The sequence below is a fragment of the Aureispira anguillae genome, assembly GCF_026000115.1.
Lineage (GTDB): Bacteria > Bacteroidota > Bacteroidia > Chitinophagales > Saprospiraceae > Aureispira > Aureispira anguillae.
In genome coordinates, this window is the sequence record NZ_AP026867.1 from 7369714 (window position 1) to 7392344 (window position 22631).

12 protein-coding genes are annotated in these 22631 nt (G+C 35.9%); 7 read left to right on the plus strand and 5 right to left on the minus strand.

Translation table 11 applies throughout. The features are described from left to right. Positions 1-142: 142 nt before the first annotated feature. The 4 genes from AsAng_RS28510 to AsAng_RS28525 form a co-directional block, all read right to left on the minus strand. Positions 143-892 carry a LytR/AlgR family response regulator transcription factor gene (locus AsAng_RS28510; protein ID WP_264790560.1) on the minus strand — a complete coding sequence of 250 codons (750 nt, stop codon included), beginning with the start codon at positions 890-892 and terminating at the stop codon, positions 143-145. A gap of 3 nt (positions 893-895) precedes the next feature. Continuing rightward, complete coding sequence (locus AsAng_RS28515; protein ID WP_264790561.1) at positions 896-2872, minus strand: tetratricopeptide repeat protein; 1977 nt, start codon at positions 2870-2872, stop codon at positions 896-898. 98 nt (positions 2873-2970) lie between these two features. After that, positions 2971-4587: a type IV pili methyl-accepting chemotaxis transducer N-terminal domain-containing protein gene (locus AsAng_RS28520; RefSeq protein ID WP_264790562.1), complete on the minus strand. Its 1617-nt coding sequence runs from the start codon at positions 4585-4587 to the stop codon at positions 2971-2973. A 482-nt stretch (positions 4588-5069) separates the two neighbouring features. Further along, a complete protein-coding gene (locus AsAng_RS28525; RefSeq protein ID WP_264790563.1) occupies positions 5070-5984 on the minus strand; it encodes a TIGR01777 family oxidoreductase in 915 nt (304 codons plus the stop codon). A gap of 344 nt (positions 5985-6328) precedes the next feature. Here AsAng_RS28525 and AsAng_RS28530 point away from each other — a divergent pair, with 344 nt between their 5' ends. Further along, positions 6329-8134: an ABC transporter substrate-binding protein gene (locus AsAng_RS28530; RefSeq protein WP_264790564.1), complete on the plus strand. Its 1806-nt coding sequence runs from the start codon at positions 6329-6331 to the stop codon at positions 8132-8134. Positions 8135-8190: 56 nt separating this feature from the next. Here the strand turns inward: AsAng_RS28530 and AsAng_RS28535 are convergent, their stop codons facing one another. Next, positions 8191-8922, minus strand: coding sequence for a hypothetical protein (locus AsAng_RS28535; RefSeq protein WP_264790565.1), 732 nt, complete (start codon positions 8920-8922; stop codon positions 8191-8193). A 601-nt stretch (positions 8923-9523) separates the two neighbouring features. On the opposite strand from AsAng_RS28535, the gene AsAng_RS28540 reads away from it, so the two are divergent. From AsAng_RS28540 to AsAng_RS28565, 6 genes are all read left to right on the plus strand, one after another. Beyond that, positions 9524-10621: a hypothetical protein gene (locus tag AsAng_RS28540; protein WP_264790566.1), complete on the plus strand. Its 1098-nt coding sequence runs from the start codon at positions 9524-9526 to the stop codon at positions 10619-10621. Positions 10622-10985: 364 nt separating this feature from the next. Continuing rightward, positions 10986-11282 (plus strand): ATP-dependent Clp protease adaptor ClpS, encoded by a 297-nt coding sequence (locus AsAng_RS28545; protein WP_264790567.1) that lies wholly within the window; start codon positions 10986-10988, stop codon positions 11280-11282. A gap of 715 nt (positions 11283-11997) precedes the next feature. Beyond that, the gene (locus AsAng_RS28550) at positions 11998-14058 is read left to right on the plus strand and encodes a hypothetical protein (RefSeq protein WP_264790568.1); all 2061 of its coding nucleotides are present in this window, start codon (positions 11998-12000) and stop codon (positions 14056-14058) included. Positions 14059-14073: 15 nt separating this feature from the next. Continuing rightward, the gene (locus AsAng_RS28555; RefSeq protein WP_264790569.1) at positions 14074-14577 is read left to right on the plus strand and encodes an OmpH family outer membrane protein; all 504 of its coding nucleotides are present in this window, start codon (positions 14074-14076) and stop codon (positions 14575-14577) included. Next, entirely contained in the window at positions 14564-15169 is a 606-nt protein-coding gene (locus AsAng_RS28560; protein ID WP_264790570.1) for a hypothetical protein, read from the plus strand. Before AsAng_RS28555 ends, AsAng_RS28560 begins: the two co-directional genes overlap by 14 nt. Before the next feature lie 10 nt (positions 15170-15179). Continuing rightward, on the plus strand, positions 15180-22631 hold the full coding sequence (locus tag AsAng_RS28565) for a hypothetical protein (RefSeq protein WP_264790571.1): 7452 nt from the start codon (positions 15180-15182) through the stop codon (positions 22629-22631).

The following is a 22631-nucleotide window of genomic DNA, read 5'->3' on the forward strand; positions in this document are numbered from 1 at the left end:
TATAACTGCTAATAATAAATGAATAGGTGTTTTATAATAGAGGACAAATGAAGATTTACTTGGTGTATATGGGTAAGCTCAAAAAAAAAAAGACCTATACTAAATGCATAAGTCTTCAAGAATCAAGAAGTGGATAAATGGTCTATCCTATATTTTTCAAGAATTGAATGATTTGATCTTTGCGACGGGTAGAAACAGGGATTTTATGGTCATTGATACTAATTAATGCATTTCTATCACTTTTGTCATAACGGACAATATGATTTAGATTAACTAAATAAGAATGATGTGGGCGGATGAAGTTTTTGGAGGGAAGTAGCGCTTCGTATTCCCTTAGGTTTTTTGAAACAATAATCTCCTGCCCATTAACAAAATAGAACGTGGTATAATTTCGATCTGCCTGACAATAAATAATATCCTCTATTTTTACAATATGGATGCTATCCGCTGTTTTGAGTGTTATTTTTTGGATAGATTTATTGGGCAATTCCATATTTTGAATAAAAAAGTTAAGTCTTTCTTTTATATGTTCTTGCGAAATTTTTTTTTGAGCTTTTTCTACAGCTAAAATAAACTCATCAGGATCAATTGGTTTTAAGATATAATCAATAGCTGATACTTTTAGCGCTTTAAGCACATATTCATCATAAGCGGTAATAAAGATTACATTCAAATTTGTGTTGTCTACAGCTTTGAGTATATCAAATCCATTCCCATCGCCCAATTGAATGTCTAAAAAGATAAGATCGGGTTGATACTGCTGAATGGCAGTAATTCCGTCTTGGACATTGTCAATTTCTGCAATCACATTGATTTCGGGAGTGTATAACTTTATAATTTGGCAGATGGTTTCTCTAGCTCTGCTTTCGTCGTCAATTACTAGTGCTCTCATAAGTTAAATGTACTTCAGAGGGATGGAAAAGGTAACCAATGTCCCTGAAGAAAGTGGTTTAATGTTAAAGTATATATTTTGGGGTCTTTTTTTATTTAAGAAACTCAAACGTTCTTCTGTAATAACTGTAGCCAAAGAAGTATGGGAAGCGGCATCTTTAGGCGTAGTTTTACTTTTTTCTATGCCTATTCCATTGTCCATTACTTCTATTTTTAGTAAGTCATCCTCTATTTTGAAAACAACCTCTAGTTTTCCTTTATAATCAATGGATTTTAGGCCATGTTCCAATGCGTTTTCTATAAAAGGTTGTGTTAGCATGGGAGGAATCAAAATCGAGTAGGTGTCAGAATCTAAATCGATAATAATGTCATATTCAAACTTACCATCAAACCGTAGCAATTGCAGTTTTAAATAGTTCTCTAACCATTGAATTTCTTTTTCTAAAGTAATGTATTCGCTTCTCGAATTTTCGAGAATAGCACGAACCAATCTAGCAAAAGAAGATAAATACCTTCCAGCCTCTTTGACATCACTTTTATACATAAAGCTTTGAATGGCAATTAAGGCATTAAAAATAAAGTGCGGGCTCATTTGATTCCTTAACAGTTGATGCTTGAGTTGAGTTGTTTGTTGTAAGGATTGAGCTTTGTTGGCTCGCAAAAAGAAATACGAAGCAAGGAGAACCAATATAAGGACAAGAGTAAAAGCATAAATAAGTAGCCTGTTTCGTTTATTTTTTAGCCGTTCAATGTCCCTTTCTTGAACCAATACAATATTGGCTTGTTCTTTTTTGTTGGTCTCATATTTTATTTCTAACTCTTTGAGTTGCTTCTGTTTGGTTTCATTGAGTACAGAATCCTTAATGGTGGCAAACTGTTTTTCGTAGCGAAAAGCAGTTTTATAGGAGCCTAAGGCAGCATAAGATTCTGCTAAGCCATAGAGCGCATCTTTTTGATAACTTTTGACGTCTGCTTTGCGGGCTGCATCTAATGCTTTTTGATAATATTCTATACTTTTCTCATAATCTTTGCTGTTCAAATAGATAGAAGCCAAACTATTCTGAAGAATGATTCTTCGAGTTTCGAAATTGATATACTGCTCCAACTCCAATGCTTTTTGGATATACTCTAGGGCTAAGGCAGGTTGGTTGTTTTTTTTATAAAATAGACCTAACCCCTCATAGATAAAAGCAATTCCCTCTTTGTTTTCTATTTTTTGGTAATATTTAAGGGATTCATTATAATGCCAAATGGTAGAATCTGCTTGTTTTAATTGGGCAAAACTCTTGGCAAGATTTAGATAGCTCTGAGCAAGGGCATATTGGTTTTGTGTTATAATATAAGGCGAAACTGTTTTGGGATCATCTTTTATTGCCCTTTTTATAGCCTCTTCAATGTTGGTTTGGATGGATAACGCTTTTTTTCCATTAACAAGGGCTACCTCAAAATCCTTTTGTACAAAATTGATGCTGATTAGCCCCGTTAAATTGTGGGCAACTCCATCTTGGTTACCCAGCTTTTCATTGATTGCCATACTCTTTTGGATGTAGCTGAGGGCCTTCTTAAACTCATCCCTTTCGGCATAAATAGCACCAATATTCCCATAGATCATTGCTAGCCCCTTTTGATAGTCTATTTTTTTATATAAACTAATTGCTGTGTCTAAGTGGTTGATGGCTTGGTTTTTATGTCTTGTTCGGGCAAACAAGCCTCCCAAAGTATTGTAAACATGCCCTCGTTTTTCTATTTCCTCTTTAGGCACAAAAGCAAGGCTTCTTTGAGCATAGCTGATTGCTTTGTCAAGATCTATCCGACCATAAATAACGGCCAGTTTATTTAGCACTTCAGCTTTTTTGATAGGCAGGGTGATTGTATCTAGCGTAGCCACCAAACTATCTAAGTAAGCTTGGGATTGACCTTTGGCAACCGATGAACTCAAAAGTATTATGCTATAGAGTATAATATATTTGAAAACTTTCATTGAGTATAGGAATATATTAGGTTTTAAGAAACGCCTAATATACAACTAAACTTTTAAAATGCTCCAAATTCGTTTTTTTTGGTAAAATTTCTTTTCCTTTACTGAGTGATTAACTTATCCATTAGCTCTTCGTATAAATGGTTGAGTTTGTCTAACTTGTAGAATAGGTGGTCGCTATGCTCTAATACAAATACAATGGTTTCTGCTGGACTTTCTTTAGAGCTATCTACAATTGTCGTCCATTCTTTTTGACTATGATGCAAGGTTTGACTAATATGAGGTGTGTTGATAGAGGAGGAGTTTAGTAAGTCATAATTTTTTTGATAATTGTTGATACAATTATTGAGGCGTTCTTGCGACAAATGAGAATCTTTTCCTAAGGTATTCATAATAATATAAACAGCAACTCTCTGAGAATAGGTGCGTTGTAAACCGATTCTATAAACTTGTTGTGCAATGTTATTTTTGTCGTCTACCTCTTTTCCATTTTTTTCATAAAAGGATTGGTATTTGGGAATGGTTTGAGCATAGTTTTCAATGGCCTGAGCCACACGGTCGCAAGAAGCCATGATCACATGGCTTTGTTCTAATAGTTTTCCTGCTTTTATATCACTCATATCTTGCCAATCTAAGGCAAGTTTTCTGTAGTTTTTCCACATAAGATTAACTACTTGGATCGCTTCTTTTATTTCATCGGTTTGAGCGGAGCGTTGCATAGAATTAATTTGCTCCTCAAAAAGATCAATACTCGCAATAAGTTCTCTTTTATATTTAGATATGGAATACTTATAAGTGATTGCGATATAAGACTTAGCAATGCGTTGCGTAAGCATATTCTGGTAAGAAATCACATTGAGCGACTTGCCAATGGATAGTTTTTTGCCAAGGTCTTGATATAATAAGGATACCTGATCTGCTTTTTGAGTTAATTCATCAGAAAGTAACAACATACTATTGATATAAGCAGGATCTTCGTTAAAAAATTGAATATAATTCTCTAGCCCCAACCAATATTTTTGAATTTCTTTGATTTCTAGCTGTATCGCAGATGAATTAATTTCAGCACTAGCCAATTTTTCGACAAGAGCACTATATAGTTTAGAGGTGTTCTGTAGTTTTTTTATTGAGTTTTCTTTTGCAATATCTTGTTTGGCCGCTAAATAGAATAACATAATCCGCTGAGTCAACATGCGTTGAGTTCCTGTTTCTTTGATGAGTCGGACAACATCTATTAAGTGACTATTTCTGTATAATTCTCCTAATTGTTGAGCGTACTCTTCATAACTAGCGACTAAATGCTTGGATGCATGTAGTATATTATCACATTGTGCGAGTAGTTTTTCAGCTCCTTTTTTGGTAATAGACCAATTGGCTATCTTTTGATAGTCTGTCCATAATTCTTGAACATTCTTTATAGCCTGTTTTATTTTATCGGTTGGGGTATAAAATTTTAATTCATCCAATTGTTTTTGAAAGGTTTCAATTGCTTGGTCACGCTCTTGGTAGAATTTAGGTTCATAGAGATTATTGTTTAGTGCCAAGTACACCTTTGCAATACGTTGAGTTAAGGTTTGTTGCCGCATTGCCTTATTGAGTGCTTCTCGTATGGTCAAATTGCTGCTACTTTGGTGAGATTGATTTAGGGATGGAGTTGCAGTAGTGCTGTAAATAACTCCTAACGTTAGGACAAATCCAGTAAATATTGAATGGAACATATTATTACTTTTTACAAAAATAAAATAGACTATTATCAAAATTAAGTAGTAGTACAATTATGGTATTGGGGGAGTACTTTACTAAAATTCAAAAAATAATAAATTAGGATTTATTAGTAGGTAATAATGTGTTAGGGGGTATTGTGCTTATAAAATAGGAATGCTTAAAAGATTTGGGGAGTTCTGGAATCTAGTTTAACGAACGAGATTATAAAATTTATGTTTTTAGGAAGTTCGAAACTAAAATTATAAAGTGATTTCCTTTTGATAATCAGATCTTTGTTTTTGGGAGGGATGGTTGTTTTGATTATAAGAGAAATACACTTGTTAAACGACTAAATGTAAAAAAAGTTACTATATCTTACATAAAGATAAAAAAAATACAGAAGAAGCCTGATGTTTTTTGCAATTTATAATAATAAAATATTTATTATAGACTAAAGGGTATATATTGGGTTGTTTATTAGGGATTTGTTGGAAGTTTAGATTTTTCGATCGAATATATCTTTTAGCGCTGAATCCAAATCAGGAAATAGGAACGAATAATTGAGCTCTTGTAAGGCTTGGGGAATAACAGGAGTATTATTAAGGACAATGGCAGACATTTCTCCCATAAGCAGTTGGGCTACTAAACGAGGAATTGGAAGGATCAATGTTTTTTGCTTATAAACTTGGGCAATGGCATGAGCAATGGTTTTATTGGTGGCGGGAAAAGGGCTTGTACCATTGTAAGTTCCAGACATATTTTTGTCCTCTAGAGCTTTTATAAAAATTTGGCAAATATCATCCAAATGTATCCATGAATAGTATTGTTGCCCATTCCCAAAATAAGTACCCAAGCGAAATGGGTAAGATTTATTTAATTGTTGAAGTGCGCCACCTTGGGTAGATAACACAATACCTACTCGAATGATAGGGGTTCGGATGCCTAGTTGGCGGATTGGAGCGATAGACGATTCCCATTTCTGACAAACTTCACTCATAAAATCATTGCCCTGAGGGGAATTTTCGCTCAATGGTATTGTTGTACTTGAGTTCCCATAATAACCTATGGCAGAACAACCAACAACAACAGCAGGTTTGTTTTTTATTTTTTGTAAACTATCAACGAGTAGTTGAGAAGACTGGATTCTACTCTCTAAGATTATTTTTTTCTGTTTGCTGGTCCAACGAGCAGCTGCGATATTAGCTCCTGCCAAATGAATAAGCCCATAGATGTCATCAAAAGCTCTTAGATCAATCGTTTGAGTGAGGGGATTCCATTGATAAGCTGGATAGTCCGCACCTAAATTTTCAGATCGGCTGAGATGACGGATTTTATACCCTTTTTGCTCCAATAAAAAACTAATACGTTTTCCTAATAAGCCCGTTCCACCTGTAATAAGTACTGTTTTCATGATATTTATACAAAAAAGATATGACTCAAAAAAAGGTTAATATTCAACATTTTATTTGATGATTTTGAAGAATAATTAATTATATTTGCTTCAATTGTTAAATAATACTATTAAAATTGGAGTTCTTTAACTTGATATATATGTTTTTATCAAACATGTGTATAGGGTTGGTTATGAATTAATTATATGTGTAACCGACTTGTTGGCTAAATGTGTATTGTTCAATACCTAAATTTTTAGATGTTTTAAAATGAAAATTGTAGAAACATTTAAAACGCAAAAGCCTATTATGAGCTTTAAGACTTAAAACAATCTCCATTCATTCAAATAAAAGAATTAATTTTATGAAAATCTTCAAACCCTTTAAAAAGATAGGATTTGCGGTTAGTTTATTATCTGTAATAGTTGCTTGTGAGACCGCCTCAACTGATACAGAGCAAGTAGATGGCGTCAAAGATGAAACTAAAGTAGGGAGTGCTGAATTAACCATTCATGAAATAGGTGATCCAGATGGTATGAATCCATTAACATCTAGTGCCGCTAATTCTCTATATATTCAAAACAACATTTATTGTAAATTGTTGGTGTATAATCAAGGAACATTAAAACTTAGTCCACAATTGGCGGTAAGTCGTCCTGAAATTCAGGCATTAGAAGATGGTGATTACGCTGGAGGAATGTCTTTGGTGTACGAAATTCATCCAGATGCCACCTGGGACAATGGAACTCCCGTTACAGCAGAAGATTATGTGTTTACCATCAAAACAATCAAGAACCCTAAAGTTAATAGTGCACAAATTCGACCTTACTTTGAATTTATCGACCACATAGAAATCGATCCTAATAACAATAAAAAGTTTACGATATATTCTAAAGAGCGTTATTTTAGAGCAGAGGAGTCGTCAGGGCAAGAACCCTTTGTATTGCCCGAATATCATTATGATCCAGAAGGTTTGATGAGTACTTATACAGTAAAACAACTGGGCGACCCAACTCAAATGGATGCTTTGATGAAAGATCCTAATATTGTTCGTTTTGCAGAATCTTTTAACGAACCTAAATACAATAGAGAACCTGGGCAAATTGAAGGTTGTGGTCCTTATGAATTTGTAGAATGGACTACGGGGCAGCGAGTTGTATTGGAGCGTAAAAAAGAATGGTGGGGAGATAAAGTAACAGGAAATAAAATGTTAGAAGCTTTCCCTCCAAAAATTATTTATAAGACAATTCCTGATCTTACGGCTGCTGTAACAAATGCAAAAGATGGACAATTGGATATTATTAGAAGCATTCAACCTACTAAATTTATTGATCTAAAAGAAGACCCTAAGTTTAATAGTAGCTTTGATTTGAGTACGCCCGATCAATTTGCTTATCATTATATTGGCTTTAATATGAAGCGTCCTCAATTTAGAGATAAAAAAGTGCGTCGAGCAATCGCTCATCTAATCAACAGAGATGAAATGATTGAATCTATTTTTGAAGGAATGGCGATCAAGACGAATGGTCCAATCAATCCTAAAAAGCCTTATTATAATAAGGACATGGATGAAATTGTTTATGATATTGAAAAAGCGAAAAGCTTATTGGCTGAGGCAGGCTGGAAAGATCAAGATGGGGATAATATTTTGGATAAAATGATTGATGGAAAAAAGGAAAGCCTGTCAATAGAATATAAATACAACCAAGGAAATACAGTGCGTAAAAATATTGGTCAGCTATTGATGGATGAAGCGTCAAGAGTTGGAATAGAAGTACGGTTAACTCCTGTAGATTTTCCTACCTTGTTGGATGATGCTGACAAGCGCAATTTTGATATGGTGGCTTTGGCTTGGGTTAAAACACCAGGATTGGACGATTTAAAACAAGTTTGGCATACGGATGCAGATAAAGAGGGAGGTGCCAATAGAGTGGGATTTGGTACGCCTGAATCGGATAAAATTATTGATGAAATTCGTGTAACCCTAGATCCAGAGGTGCGCAAAGAATTATACATTAAAGTGCAAGAAATTATTTATGAAGAACAACCTTATGTATTCTTATTTGTGCCTTCAGAATTGCTTGCTATTCATAATCGTTTTGATGGAACAGAGACTTCGCCAATGAGACCTGGTTACCGTGATGCTTCTTTTAAATTGAGAAATAATTAAAGACCCATCTTTCATAAAAAGCGCTTTGCTGTAAAAAATAGCAAAGCGCTTTTTTATTAATTAGAATGTATAATACCTGCGTTGCTTTGTGCCTCCCAAAAGAAATTCTTATTGTTGAGTTTTAGATTACCTTGATTTAGTGTTTTGGAATCTTTGATGTTGGCGCTTAACCAACAAACGGTTTTGCCATCAAAACCTGACAAATAAATCTTACTGCCTTGAACAGTACCTTCTAAAACCATCGTTTGATTTTTGTGGTTTAGTTTAAGAGTAGCGGTTGCATAGTTGTCTTTAGTTGTGATTCGTAAAATCCCTTCAAGTGTAGAATCTTGTGCAACGGTTGCTATTAATTTCCAGTCGCCAGTTAGGTTGGCGGTTGGCGTTTTTCTAACATCAGGAAAACGTTGCAAAATACCATATACTCCAGCGAATATAATAGGGTATTCTTTACCAGATTGATCGTACAAAAAACCATCCATTTGATCGATTTGGTGAATGATTTTAAGTTGGGTGTTCGCAGAATTAAAATCAGCAAATAAGGTATCTCCAAGGATAGTTACTTGATCTGCTTTAAGTTCTTGTTGGGCGGTCTTGAAAATCAACTCTACAGGCTGGTCAATGTTGTTAGAATTGCGTATCTCATACATGATGGGAACAACTTGATCTTCTAATTTGAAGACTCCTCTCCATGTTCCTGGTGCAACTTCTCGAATGGCTTGTCCTGTCTGTAAATCCCAACAGCTGGTTAGGACGGTAATCGTTAATGTTAATAATAATAAGATACGCATAGTGATAAGTTATAAATGTAAAATGCTAAATAAATACAAGAAAAATATCATTCTTTGACAAGTTTGTTGGTTTATAAGTCGTAGCACATCAATAACAAACAAACTTATGACTTAAAATTTATTGCTAAAAGAATAACTCTCGGAAAGTCATGTTTTATGATTTATCAAAGATTCAGAATTATTTGAGCACAATTAATTGTTTTTTGATGGGGTAAAGATAGGCTAATTTCAGTGATTTTAATATAGGCAATTTGGATAAATTACTCGTCGTGCTCGTGTGGTCAGTTAACGATATTGCTATTAGGTGGTGATCCTTTTTGATGCATTTCAATACATGGATAAATAATATAAAATATCTTATTGAGCATTATTGTATTAGTATGGTCTAAATGTGAATATTTTCTTTTTTAGAAAAAGAGATGTGTTTGAGAATTAAAAGTTCATTAAGATGTTTTTTTAGCGCTTTGAATACCATAAAGACTTGTTTGTGTTTAAAAAGTAGTCTATTTTTGAAGATAGTACTGTTGATTAGATTTTGTATCTTTTTAACGACTATTGTGATAACTACAACTATAAATCTTGATACTTACCCAATTTACTTATGAGGATAACGACCAATTTAATTTTTCTATTTTGTTTATTATTACAAAAATTCTGTAGTGCCCAACAAGATGTTCATCAAGCAGTCATTTGGCGAGGTTTTGAACATAGTTGGACGTATAATCATAGAATTAATCGTTTGGGGAACTATATTGAATTAAATGATAATAAAATTGAATCCTGCCATGCTAGTGCTTCGGGGTTAGGGGCGGACAGTACCTTTTACAGTTCGCATTATACATTTATCAAGAGCCCTACAACTGGTTTTTATGGAGGAGAGGTTGCGATTAAACTTTATGGAAAAGAAAAACAATTACTGACCAAACGAATAGAAGTAGCTGTGCCTGCTCCCGAAGGAATGAAAAACAAAGAGCAGTACATTACGATGCTTAACGGCTTTGATTTAATGGCTGTTGAGCGGGCAGACAAAATACAACTCCTGCGTATTACAGTAGAAGATGCGGAATATGCCCCTGCTATAAATGAAATTCGATTTTATCTCAAAGTTGCTTTAGTGGTCAACTGCCAATCGCTTGAGTGTTCTAGATTTAATCAAAAAACAACCTATAACCTGAAAGTACATTATTTGATTGCAGCAGGAGATAGAAGCCAACTAAATGCTACTCCTAAGACGCTAACCAAAGATTACCCTTGGGGGCGAAAAGATGAATTTCACCATACGGCAGAAAAATATTATATGCTGGGGCGAAAAGGACAGGACTATCAAACGGCTGCTTTAGGGATCAAATCGATGGCGCTGACCTTAAATGCAGCACATTGGACCGTAGAGTACCATAATAATGTTACGCCTCTCATTTATAACAAAGAAACTGCTCGATTAGATTTTTCGTTGGATTTATTTTTTAAAGAATGGCAACAGGGAATGAAAACACAATCGGCAAGACCTGGGTTATCTAAATTCTCTAGCAAAAAAAAGGGATGGTGTGTCTTGGATACGGGGATCGTTCTCCTCGAATTTAAAGATGCCAAAATACTTCATCAAAAGCATAAAGGAGCTTTGTATTGGGAGGGCTTAAATGCAACTTCATCCAATCCCAAAGCAGAATCTAGAGTTACGTTAAAATTTCCAGATTTTTAGTGAACTTATTTGGCTATAATTATGTAAACTAATTGTATTTTTGTATATTAGGTAGAACTCTCTACTTTTAGAGATATTCCCCAAATGTATAATTGATAGAATCAATACTTTGTTGATTTTTTAATAGGGTATTAAAAGAATCATTACTCCGTTAAAAAATCGTACTATATTGATTATCGGCATTATGTGTCTTGTGATTTTAAGTGGCAAAAAGTTGATAATCAATATGGTGCAAGATGTTTTTTTATGTTTTTTGCTAAAAAACTAAAAAACTATCTCATGACCGTAGGGAATAATCAACGGAGTATTAAAAGAATAAAACAACTAATTTAATTTAAGCACCACCAAAGTAAACTGAAGAATTATGTTGGAGAATACACTAACCATGTCTTGGCAAGACAAAGAAGAAGAAATCGCCCTCCAAGAATTAATTGGTAATCATGCTAAAATTATTGTTTATAATGACGACCATAATACTTTTGATTGGGTAATTGAATCCTTTGTAGAAGTTTGCCGTCATAATGCTGCACAAGCAGAACAATTGAGTTACTTGATTCATTTTAAAGGCAAAGCGACTGTAAAAACGGGTTCTAAAAAAGAACTGAAACCTATCAAAGATGCTTTAGTTGATCGGGGACTCTCAGCAGTGATTGAAGCGTAGAACGAGCACGGATTACAAAAAAGAAGGAGGATGTCTTAAGGCATCCTCCTTCTTTTTTGTGTAAGGATAAAAAATCTTGTCGTATTAAATCTGTTGTTCCAATGGTTAATAATTTTGTACCGTTTAAGGAGTGAATGATACCGTATAATAAGAGAAGTATTGATGAGCTTGATCCAGCAAAAAGGTTGATGTATCTTTGTCGTACAAAAAAGCCGATAAGAAATACCGATTTTAGGTATTAATTAAGTGATTACTTTTTCTTATTAGTGGCAATTAAATATAAAAACGGACTTGCGCTTTATAGGTATTTAACATATTTTTGTAGCAACCCATTTAAAAAACAATCTATATTCCTTTTTATATATTGAGAATAAACACTAAACCTTAAAATAGAACAACCACACCACCAAAATCCTTCTTCAAGGAATATACCCACCACGAATTTAAGACTAGATAGTAGATGATATTGCACCTAAAGGAGCAAATATTTTTGTAATAAAATAGGTTGAAAATATAAATATAAAATTTTTAACAAAGCAGGGAACTAAATATAATTAGAAGCAGTTATAACCTGAACTATCGGAACATACACTGATCTTTTTGAGAAAACAACCCATTGTACGATTGGCAACTTAGAAATCCATGTTTCCCATCTTCCGTTTTTTTCCTCTACAAAGATTGATGTACAGTTGTGTACCATCAAATGATAAAAACTATGACCAACTCAATTAATGGGGCAAAGACCCTTTTAATAAAGTCACCGCTAAAAAATGCCTTATTCGACATGCGAAAGAGCGTATTGATTTTGTTTTCCATTCTTATGGCAAGTAGTTCTTATGGACAACTGGTTAGTATTAGTACCGTTGATACCGATTGTGGTGCTAGTACAGGAAGTATTAGCTTAACTCCCACCCAAACAGGGACTTATTCTTATTTGTGGGAAACAGGAGCGAGTTCTTCTTCCATTAGTAATTTGGGAATGGGGACGTATCGTTGTACAGTTACGAAAGATGTAGTGGTAGAGGTGATAGAGGTTTCTATTTATAGACCTTGGGATTTAGAGCGATTTGAGCCCAATGACAATACCTTGTCGATTGTAGGGAATAGTGTCACGGTAAATCCGAGTTTAGGATACACAGGGCTAGCCGATCAGCGGACGCATTGTTATGATAAAACCCCAATAGACATCGCAACTCAAACAGGAAGTGTCTTTGCCAAGTTTGGAAAGTCCCATCCTAATTTCCCTGAACAGATATCCAATCCAGATCCAGCAGCTCCTCCTAAGTTTTACTTGGAGTTGTTTGAAACCAAGAATTTATCAAATCCGATAAGAATACCGTTATGGGTACATGATGCGAATCTAAAAGTAGTAACAGGAGGATTTATACCCGAAAAAATCTATGGACAAAGGGGATTGCGAAAAATAGCAGGAGGAGATTACACTGGGCATGACTATACGGATGGAGATGAGTTTGAAATTCGCTTTTTAGGGAATCATCAAATTGAAGTTTACTTAGAAGAAAATTTGATTTATTCAGCAACTTTGGAGCAACGCTCAACCAATGAATATGTAGCAGCAGTAGGGTTTAAAGATATGGCACATTTAGATCGACGAATAGCCTATGGTTTAAGGTCGTCTTTTTGTGCAACGATGCCTGTTATTAAAACTGTTATGACAAACAATAATAAGTATGGAGCGACGAGTAGTATTGAATTGATGCCTGTAGATTTGGCTTATGTAAACAATGTTTATAGCTACCAGTGGTCAACAGGAGCAACCGATCAAATAATCACAAATTTACAAAAAGGAACTTACACGGTAACGATGACCAATGCTACAGGAGGGACGAAGGTAGCGAGCTATGAAATCTATGATAAATTGGCTTTGGAAAAGGCAGATCCCACGGCTTCTATTTTAAAGATCGTAGACAATAGTGTGACCTGTGATCCAGCCTTGCCCATGCAGTCCATCTCTGATTATCGTACCCATGCTTATGATCCGACCATTCCAATTGATGTGGTACAAGGAGGAGGAAGTGTAAAATTTAGAGTAGGAGCAGAACATCCCAACTTTCCAAATCAACACAGCAATACAGCAGATGCCAATGCTGTATTTGGAATTCGATTGCAAGCAGCGACTAGCCCTTTACCAGTGCCTACTTTTTTCTTGGATTATCCTTTTCAACTCATGTTTCATTTAGATGGTAGAGCGTCACTGTCCGATCGAGCTTTTTCGTGGGCAGGAGCAGGTTATGATTTTATTCCAGAGGTCTATTATCCCAAAGGAGGTTACGAGGTAGAACTGCGTTTTACAGGGAATAAAGTAGTTGAGGTTTATATGGGCGATCAGTTGGTGGCGACCAAAACGTTGACAGAAGCCATCGATAAATATTATCTGATGGTGGGTTTTAGTGACGCAGCAGACCGCCAACGTCGAATTGTTTATGATGTGAGAACTACTTTTAAGAGTACTGTTCCTGTTAGTTATGCAGAACTAATCCTAGGAGGAAACACAGGCTATTTCCAATTAACAGATGATTATTTAAGGTTTCGATTGAAGCAAGAATACGGCGTTGAGACAGGAGGAGAAACAATTGCTTATAAAATATACCCTTGGAATCGACAAAATCCAATCAGTTCTAGCTTTGTGCTTAATCATGGGTATAATAATTTGGACCTAGATGTATCTGGCTTAGCAGCAGACTCTTATTACACACTAGAGTTTAAGGCAAATAAAAAGGAGACCTATATCTTAAAATTTAAAACTAAATCATAAGCGCATTCAATTTCAATGAAAAAAATAGTACCATTTATATTACTATTGGGGCTTTGTGCCTTAATCAGTGGTGCAGTCTATAACAGCATCCCTAAAACTGCTTTTGTCGATAATCAACAACTATTTGATGCTTTTCAAGGAAGGAAGGAATTAGAGACCCGCTTAGAACAAGAATCGAATGGCAAGCAAGCAAAAATTGATTCCTTAGGGCTCCAAATTCAAGCGATGCAACAACTTGCTCAAACGGACGAAGGGGCAAAACAAAGACTACAAATATTGTTGCAGCAGTATCAGCAAATGAATCAGGAGCATCAAGGTTTTTACCAATACAAAAGCCAAGAATATACCGAGGCAATTTGGAAACAAATTTCTCAATACACTAGAGAGTATGGAGCAGAAAAAGGCTATGACTATGTTTTTGGCGTAGCAGGGAGTGGATCGTTGATGTATGGAAAAGCACATTATGATATAACAGAAGATGTTATCAAATATATCAATTCAAAATATGCAGGCAATTAACTATATAATTTTGATTATAACCATAGGGCTCTTGTCTAGCTGTGGAAATGAAACGCTCATTCCATCAGATTATGTTGCTTGGGTCAATAATCCAGAAAATGGTTTGCTGAGGAAAAAGACCATCCACCCTTTAGAGGTGGAATTGTTGTACAAACCGATTGCTTATGTAATCGCCAATGAAATGCGAACCAATGATATAGCAGAAGCAGATTATAAACAACGAGAAAAAGAATTAGCAGGAATGCAATATTATACCTTGAAGTTAAGTACTGCTGGCGGTAAAGATATTACGACTTACCAAGTCAATGATAATGCCCAACAACAGGAGCGTTTGTCTTACTTATCTTTTGCCATGCAAAAAGATATAAAACTGATAGAGGGAACCGATACATTGCCTTGTAAACTATATCATTTTGAGCGTTCTTATGATCTTGCGGCTCATAGAACTTTTGTTCTAGGTTTTGAACAAAAGGAAGCAACAAAAACAGCCAACAAAACCCTAGTATTGGATCTTCCATATTTCCAAACAGGACCAATAAAACTAAACTATAAAACATCAGCTTTGGAAGCGATTCCAAACCTAAAACTGTAAGCACAAAATTATGAGTCAATTCACAAACTCCAATCGAAAAATTATGCAGCGAGTAGCTTGGTTTTTTATTGTTCTGATGGTTAATCAAATTGCCTTTCCAGCGGCAGCCTTGGCGTTAACCTCAGGACCTTCTCAACCTGAAGTGCAAAGCTTTCAGCCCGTAGGAACGACAGAAATGGTGAACTTGTTTTCAGGAGATTTTAACTACAACATTCCTTTGTTTGAAGTACCAGGACCAGATGGGGGCTATCCTGTCAATTTGTTTTATAATTCGGTGACGGATGCCAATACAGAGGCTTCTTGGACAGGCTTAGGATGGAACATCAATGTAGGTTCTTTGTCTAGAAGCATGCGTGGTTTGCCCGATGATTTTAATGGTGAAATCGTGACTAGAAAACTAGATATGTTAAAGAATGAAACGATTGTTGCGGGAAGTAGGTTGGGCGTTGAAATTGGTGGTTATGATGGAGCAACAGATATTCTTAAGCATGTTGGTTTATCTCTATCGTTGAATACGAATTATACCTATAATAGTTATAGAGGGGCTGGATTTTCTATAGATCCAACTATTGGTCTAAAAGGATCTTTTGGTAATGAAGGTAGTGGAATCTATAAACCTAAATTAAGTTTAGGATTGAACTTATCTAGTACCTCAATGGCTAGTTTAAATACTAGTTTTTCAATGACTAAGGAAACAGATGCGGTATCAAGTAATTTTAACTTTGGATTGAGTTTTAATGGTAGAGAAGGTTTATCCAGTATGTCTTTGGGGTACTCATTGTCTAGTAATGAAAAAGAGGAAGGGGTCGTAGGATCAAAACAAGAAGGAAAAACAGGTTATAACCCAGCAGGAGGAGGCGTAAGTGCCAGTTACTCTTTTGCTAGAACAGCGTATACCCCAGAGGTAAAGATTCCTTGGACAGGGTGGAATTTGTCAGGAAGTTTTAGTTTTGCACCAGGAGCAGCGGTGGTTTATGCTACTTTTGGTTTTAATGGTTCTTATTCGGTACAACATGTAAAGGATGCAGGAATTCCACAGCCTAGTAAAGCATTTGGATACAATTACCTGCAAAATGCTTTGGATGATAACCGAAGTTTAATGGATTTTAATCGAGAAAAGGATGGAGCTGTCCATCGACACAACCGTTTTCTGGCTACTCCAAGTTTGTCTTATGATATTTATAATGTAGTGGGACAAGGGATCGGAGGAATGTATCGGGCACATCGTTCGGATTATGGTTTTGTATACGATCCTGAGTTATTTGCTCGTACCGCAGGTGGATCCATAGGAGGACAAGTAGGACCTCATTTAAAAGTAGGAATAGATGGTAGTTTTAATTATTCTGAACAGTCGAATTATAGATGGCCAAAGTACAATGGTTATTTTGGCAATAAGAACGAAAAATATGGCTTCAAAACCGCTGAAAGTGGGGCTGATTTTGAAAATGTCTATTATAAAACGGCTGGCGAAATGGCAGCAGAGCCATTGGATGCCTATGACTATATGGGCGGAGATAAACCACTGCGCTTAAAAAAGAATGCGGATTATCAATACGATGGTACTGATGGAGGTATTTTAGAAGGTCCAAAGGTAGATGAATCGAATGGGACGCTTACCGCAGATTATGAACCTATCATTAAGTTCAATGCAGGAGAAAGCAAAAGAAAGGATAGGAGACCAAGAAACATGGCGATACAGAACATTTCTAACAATGATTTATTAGATGGGAATAATAATGTAGTCTTGCCAGAGTATGACATTCAATATTATGATGCAACAACGGCTTCTAATACTGCCCTTACTCAAGCAGAATATCAAAACCTAGGCAAATCAGATCTTAGTCGTACACCAAACGAACAAAATGCAGGTTTTACGGCATTGGGACTAGATGGCGTGCGTTGGGTCTATGGTTTGCCATTACAAAATACAGAACAAAAAGAAGCTATTTTTAGTGTTGATCCTGTTAACAATTGCTCCAAGCGAGTGTTTGCCCATGCTGATATAGATGGAGAGATTGATTATAAAAGAGATGGTACTCATAAATATATAGATGAAAAGACGCTACCACAGTATGCACATTCTTATATGTTAACCTCTGTTTTGGGGAGCGATTATGTTGATATAGATAATATCCCTGGTCCTTCTGATGGTGACGTTGGGTATTGGATGAAAACAAATTATGTTAAATTGTCAAATGGGTACCAATGGAGAGCGCCTTTTTTTGGGGTCAATTTAATACAAGGTTTTGAAAATAAAAGGGTGGACGATATGGGCTCTTTTATGTGGGGGAAAAGAGAGGTATATCTTCCTGCAACCATTGAAACTAAAACACATATTGCTTATTTTGAAGTCTCTCAACGAAAGGATGCTAGGGGAGCAGGTGCTTATGTTCAAAATACTGGAGATGGTTTAGGGGATTATTCTTATAAGTTAGATAAAATTAAGTTATACACTAAAAAGGAAATATCGTCTAAGGGATTATCTAGTGCAGTACCTTTAAAAATTGTGCATTTTAGTTACGATTATAGCTTATGCCCTGATGTCGAAAACAACGCAGATGCTACAGATAATGGTAAATTAACCCTGAAAAAAGTTTGGTTTACTTACGAAAACAATACAAGAGGGGCTTTATCTCCTTATGTATTTAAGTATGAAAATTCGAATCGAGCTTACAATGAAAATGCCCTAGATCGCTGGGGTGCTTATAAAGCATTGCCTGCTAATAATGAATGTGCGAATCTGCACAATCCATATACGACGCAATTTGATCTTAATGATCCGAATTTTAAGGATCAATTGGATAGCGATATTGCATCTTGGCATTTGTCAAAAATTATTATGCCATCTGGTGCAGCCATGAATATAGAATTGGAGCGAGATGACTATGCTTATGTACAAGATGATGTAGCCACACAAATGCAACCCATTTTTGCCTTAGGAATAACAAATGATGCAAATGAAAATCCCGATCAAGGAGGCTTTCTTTCTAATGATGCTAATCTAGGACAAGATGAAAGACGGGTCTACTTTAAGTTAGAGCATCCTCTTTTACCTACGGAAAAGGAGGAGCTGAAAAAATACATTGAGGATTTGCCCTTAGTGAAAAGAAAGGATGGGGAAGGGGCTTCTTTTAGGCAGGTTTATTTCAAAATACGATCGAACCTTAAGACAGCAACAGATGTAACCAACGAATATGTAACAGGTTATGCTGAAATAGAAAACGATGGTAATGGAAATCCTATTATAGACTTTGATACCAACAAAAGCCCTACGGATGCGAATGGTGCTTATACGGAGGCATATATTACCTTAAGGACGGCTAGAAAACAGGTAAAGGGAGATCATTATCATCCTATGTTGATGGCAAATTGGGATTTCTTAAAAGATAATCTACCAGATAGAATGTTTCAGATTAACCAAATTCCTGATCCTGAAAATGCAGTACCTCAAATGGCTGGATTTGGAGCAGGTTTGGGGGCTATTTTTAGTGGTTATTATGGTTTTGTAAAAGATAGAGGTTTTGGGCAGTCGGTTGATGTTTCTCAGTCTTTTATCAAATTAAATACTCCTGATAAAATTAAATATGGTGGAGGAGCGAGAGTAAAGCAAATCACCATGGAAGATAATTGGGCACCAGAAGCCAATTTAACCAATACCTTGGGAGTTGTATATGACTATACCAAAACGGATGCGGATGGCACGGTTTACAGTAGCGGTGTCATGGAAAATGAAACGACTATCGGTTATGATGCCTGTGCATTAAAATATGCGGATATTCATGAAGAAATTCAAAGCGGTATGGTCAAGGATGTGCATATTTATGAATATCCATTGAATGAAGGCTTGTACCCAGGAAGCGGTGTTGGCTATAGCCAGGTAACGGTAAGAAGTCTTGCTTCTGATTATGCTTTACGGGCATCCAAATCAACAGATAGGGCTACTTTTTTAGCAAATAATAATTTGCCCGATGGTTTTGGAACAACAGGACAAACGGTACATGAATTTTATACGGCTAAAGATTTTCCTGTGGTTACTGACAAAACAGATTTGGAGGATACAGAAACAGACCCTTGGTTGTCTATGATGATGAGCTTCTTGGTCTTGACACGTCGTGATGAGTATACGGGAACACAAGGGTATAGCATAGAGCTAAACAACATGCATGGTCAAATGAAAGGTCAAAAGACTTATGCACAAGATAACACAGGAAAGGTCTTGGATAAGCCGTTAACAGAGGTGTCTTATGAGTATAAATCAAAGACCAAATACATCAAGGATCGAGGGGCGTTTAAAACGGTTAGGGTCTTGGATAATGAAGTGGATGTTTTGATTGCGGATGATCCCAATGATACGAGTCCAGGAAATTTAGATGCTAAAGTTGAACCTCGTTTGGTTGGGGTGGATTATGATTTTGTAATGGATGGGCGAGAATCGACTTCTGTCTCTACTTCTGGAGGGGTGGCAGTGAATATTGATGTTACGCTTATTTATCCTGTTCCTTTTCCTTGGCCTCAATTTAATCTCAATGGAAATAGAACTCGTTTAGCCGTGACCAATAAGGTGATTAATAAGCGAGGAATTATGACCAAAATGCATGCTTATGATGGGCAGTCGCACATCACAACCTATAATGAAGTTTTTGATAAATATACTGGGCAGCCCATCTTAAAATATACCCACAATCAGATGGGGGGAGGTATCTACAACTATACTGCTCCTGCTTATTTGGCACACAGTACTTTGGGAATGGCTGCGGATAATGTTGGGATGAAATTTAACGGTACCTTGACAGCAACTGCTCATCCAAATGAATTTGTTTTTCAAGGGGTGTCACCTAGTAATGTTATTGATGAATTGATCCCTGGTGATGAGTATATTGTATATGATGAACTAAATAATCAAACGGCCAAAAGTAGGGCAGTCTATTTAGGAAATAACCTTTTCAGTTTAGAGAATGTGACAACATTTAATCCTCTAGGTGGAAATACGAGTAGTCTACTTAGCTTTAATACGGTTCGTTCGGGCAATAAAAATATGTTGTCTGCTTCGATTGCTCAGTATAGTACGGTCGATCATAGAGAGGATAATGTTAGCTCAAATCCAATGACAGGACGTAGAGAAAATACTTGTACTACTAAATTTATAGACTTTCAAGAGGTAAAAGATGGAGAATATTATGCTGATTTTGATGCTTATATGGATTTAGTTAGGTCTGGACTTACTGCTTATCAAGGACTAACAATAAATGATTATTTACCTTACCCTAATTATAAGTGTCCTAATTGTGCACCGTCAACAAGTTCTTTTGTATATAAAGATATACCATTGACAATGCAACAAATTCGTTGGGCAAAGGATGCTTTATTGTTGGATGGAACAGTTGATTTGAGTGCTAGACCAGCATTTCGAATTATAAAGGGAACCAATATTATCAGTATGTATGGAAATTCGAAGCCTACTACAAATATTGTATTAGTGTTTTATCAAGGGGGAATGGAGGAAATTATTCCATTTAATTGGTATATAAAACGGTATAATATGACTTCAGGTGTGCCTTATGATAATATAGAGGAGGGAGGTCTTAACATTTTTGTCAATAATAATTTCTTTCAAGATCATTTAGGTATTACGGGAGGTAACCCAACACCTGTGTTAGGGGTATCAGATCAGGCTACTTTATATGAAAATATGTATGACTTGGAAGCTTTATCCCATAAAGGTCCATGCATGGGAGGAGTGCACAATCGTCTCTTTTCTTTTAAGATTGATGGCAGTAAGGTTCCAACAGATTTTTATCAAAATTCTAACGACCCTACGTCTGAAATATTAACAGAAAAAAATAATGGAGCATATTATGAAGGAATTATTTATGTAGAATTAAAATGTGGAGATTATTATAAACCAAATCTAGTTGAGTCAGATCCTCAGACAATCCAGTACAAAGAAATAGATCAAGTTTTGTCTGCTTCAGCAAGTGCTTATTCAGACGAATGGAACGTAGAGGATTACGATCATTGTGCTGCTAAAAATCCTTGGCAAAATCCTTATACCAAAGGAGAAAAAGGAGTATGGAGAGCGAAGAGTACTTATGCGTACATTGATAATCGAGATTTTGTTACCTATCATCCAAATGCGAATACCAATTTGAATGATGTAGACATCAAAAAATCAGGAACAGTTGACCAAGTTCCTTTGTTTAATTGGACCGATCCATTTTTTGAATACTGTAACCATAATTGGGTTCGAACAGAAGATGTAACCAAATATAACTTAAATGGAGCAGCAGTAGAGGCACGAGATATCTTGGGCAATCATCAAGCAGAAGTCTATGGCTATAATAATAATATAGTGGTAGCAAAGGGAGTCAATACTCGATATTATGAAATGGGCTATGAAGGATTTGAAGAACCTGGAGTAACAGGAAGTATCCACAATTTGGCAGCGGCAGGACATTATAACAATGGAAATTTAGATTTTCTGCCTTTTACCAACTGTGCTACTTCAACGATTAAACGTCAGGAAAACTATCGTTTGTGTTACCCAACTAAGCTATCAGCGAGCGGAAATACAGCTTATATTCTACTTCATAAACCTTATGACCCATTGGGGAATCTAAATTTATCTGGAATTAGTTTGAGCTTGACAAATGGAACAAGCAAAATTAAAATTCCTACTACTACCGAAATTCGAGAACATGAAGTTGATTTAGGTGCAAGTGGTCCTTTTCAAATACCAGGTTTAGCACCTGTATTGGATGAAACTACCAAGGGGAAATTTACAGTTTATGGCGTAACTATTCCTAGTAGATTTAATTTAGGTGCTGGCTGGTGGGCTGGTGATGCTACCTTAATTTATGAGCAAGATTTAGCAGCAGTTAATACGGTATTACCGAGTAACTCCAAAGCACAGTTTTCTACAGAAAAAGCACATACTGGAAAGTATAGCTTGAAATTAGTGATGGGAGCCAATGATTTGTTGCAATTTCCTCAAAATACGCTGCATCTACAAACAGGAAAAGCCTATATGTTTAGTGCTTGGATTAATGTAGCGTCTACTTTTGGAGGGAATTCAACCGTAAAACACAGCTATGATGATGGGCAGTTGGAAATCCGAATGGGGGGGACGTTAATGAAGCCTAAAGGGGCAATCATAGAGGGCTGGCAGCGTGTAGAAGGCAAATTTACGTATACTGGTAATAACGATTTATCTATCTTAGATAATGCAGGGGCTAGAATGATGTACGTAGATGATGTACGGATATATCCTGCGGATGCCAATATGCAATCCTATGTTTATAATCCAGTAAATTATCGTCTAAAGGCGACTTTGGATAATAATAACTATGCTACTTTTTATGTATACGATGAAGATGGCAGCTTAATCTTAGTTAAACGAGAAACAGAGCGTGGTATAAAAACCATTCAAGAATCTAGAAGTTATGTAAAATCGCACAATCAATAG